General features: G+C 47.2%; 2 protein-coding genes. One reads left to right on the forward strand and one right to left on the reverse strand.

All coding sequences use genetic code 11. The features are described from left to right. The coding region (locus tag H6S82_RS28100) for a cysteine peptidase family C39 domain-containing protein (protein WP_242057137.1) at positions 1-852 on the reverse strand (852 nt) is incomplete at its 3' end. A gap of 51 nt (positions 853-903) precedes the next feature. On the opposite strand from H6S82_RS28100, the gene H6S82_RS28105 reads away from it, so the two are divergent. Next, positions 904-2,606 (forward strand): ABC-ATPase domain-containing protein (locus H6S82_RS28105; RefSeq protein ID WP_190461794.1); only part of this gene is annotated, 1,703 nt, incomplete at its 3' end.

Here is a 2,606-nt window from a genome sequence, read left to right on the forward strand (position 1 = left end):
GGGAGTTAAGTAGATATCCTGGGGGCGAAAAATCGGCAGGTACTGGTGACGCCAAACTTTGGCAAACACAGTGCGATCGAGTTGAAATATTTTTCCCCGTGCGGGGTCTGCAATTGTCGCCGTATCGGAACTCAAAGCCAACAAAGCCACCGCATGAGGAAGTTTGCGAACGCCGCTGAACAGCCAAACTGCCAACACACCAGGGCGATTGATTTGCTGCATTTGTTCCCAAGTTGGGCCCAGTTCGATCGCATCCATACCCAAAGCTTTGGCCGCTACAATTAACTGGGGCATGGAAGTTCCCATACGACTGGTTCCAGCTAAACGCGCCACGCTGGATTCGGTGCTATCCAGTCCCCAGCGACGCAACAAGGTAGCCAACGCCGCAGGCGCACAGCTGCTGGTGGAAGTTTGCTTAAACACGCCATTCGGTTGCAGGTTATCTTCAAGAGACGAGTAGATGGGAGCCAAAAAATAAGCTTCGGCGGAGGTAAACGCACCCAGTCCCAGTAAGGCAAGCAAAACTACTGCAATTATCTGCGATCGCGCCGTGTACCAGCTAACTGTGAAAGCCATACCGCAAATTCCTAACAAGATTACCCGTAGCAATGTCCAACTCACCTGCATACCGTAGAAACGCCATTCCAAAGGCAAAATCTGCATCTGCGGCACATTTAATGTTAGTATCAATAATGCGAAATAGAAACCTAAGAAAGCTAGCGATATCCACGATTTACCCTTAAACAAATCGTTTGCTGTCGCGCCATTTCGCAGCAATACCTTGCCAAAAACCATACCCAAACGAAATAGCAACGAACCCAACAACAAAGTGATAATTATCTCCAGTCCCATAAAAGCCACGCAGGTTTTTTCCAGCAGCTTGTTTCTTCGTTATTAATAATTATGCCCAATCAAGAAAAACTGCGTCAGCAGCTACTACAACTCGACGGTCGCGGTTATAAAGCTTACCGAGATATTGAAGGAAGCTACGAGTTTTCCGATTTCACTTTAATAGTCGATCGCACTCAAGGAGATCCCTTCGCCGCACCCAGTCACTTCCGCGTCAAGGTAGCAGGAGAAATCGCCGCTTTTCCCCCTCAACTATACCAAACCAAAAGCCGTGCGATCGCCCTGCGCGATTACCTCACTCGTCAGTTCGATCTCTACGCCCGCAGTATCGGTAAAAGACGCGGTACTGGCAACAGCGGTTTAATCGGAATTACCCGGATCGGACAAGAAGTTTTAGAACGCACTTCCGTATTAATCGACGATGAATTTGTGGAAGTGCGATTTGTGGTCGGACTACCCGCTGGTGGGCGACGTATTCTGGGGCACCAAGCTGTCGAAATGCTCTGCGAACAAATACCCCAAATTGTCGATCGCACTCTTAAATATTATCACCTGGATGCGAACAAAATTCAACATCACGTTGAAGTTGTCGAGGATGCAGATTGGATAAGGCAACAATTAACAGAACGCGGTTTAGTTGCTTTCATTCCCAACGGTGCCATTTTACCGCGACGCAGCGGCGTCGATGACCAACCTTTGCCAAATGAAGCGGTAGCATTTCAATCGCCAAAATCACTGCAAGTCGAGTTTAATTGTCCGAATCAAGGTTTAATTACTGGCATGGGTGTACCGACAGGCGTAACTTTGATTGTCGGCGGCGGATATCACGGTAAATCCACATTACTCAGAGCAATTGAATTAGGAGTTTACAACCATATTCCCAACGACGGACGCGAGTTAGTAGTAACGCATCCAGCCGCAGTGAAAATTCGAGCCGAAGATGGAAGGAATATTGTCGGCGTCGATATTTCTCCTTTTATTAACCATCTTCCCCAAGGCAAATCTACAACTAACTTCTCCACAACTAATGCCAGCGGTAGTACGTCACAAGCGGCAAATATTATCGAAGCATTAGAAGCAGATGCCAAAGTATTGCTAGTCGATGAAGATACCGCCGCGACTAATTTTATGATCCGCGATCGCAGAATGCAAGCCCTCATCGCCAAAGATAAAGAACCGATTACCCCATTTATCGATAAAGTGAAACAATTGTATGCCGATTGCAACGTTTCTACTATTTTAGTCATGGGCGGTAGCGGCGATTACTTTGAAGTGGCAGATACCGTCATCGCCATGCAAAATTTTCAACCCGAAGATGTGACAGCAAAAGCCAAAACGATCGCACAACAATACACCTACTCGCGCACCCCCGAAGGTGGCGAAAAATTCGGACAAATTACACCGCGAATACCCCTACCGGAAAGCATCGACCCCAGCTATCGTCAGAAACAAGTGCGATTAAAAGTTCGCGATGTCGATGAGATGGTTTTCGGTACAGAAGATATCGATTTATCGGCAGTCGAACAAATTGTCGATACAGCACAATCGAGAGCGATCGCAGCTGCAATGGTTTATGCCGTGCGAAAATATATTGATGGCAAACGCACATTAGCAGAAATTCTCGCCCTTGTCATGGCAGATATCGAATTTCAGGGTCTGGATATTTTGACACCTTTCCCTCAATGCGACTTGGCAATTTTCCGTCAATTCGAGTTAGCTGCTGCCATCAATAGGTTGCGATCGCTTAGCGTGCGTTA

This window comes from Planktothrix sp. FACHB-1355 (assembly GCF_014748295.1).
Lineage (GTDB): Bacteria > Cyanobacteriota > Cyanobacteriia > Cyanobacteriales > Aerosakkonemataceae > Aerosakkonema > Aerosakkonema funiforme_A.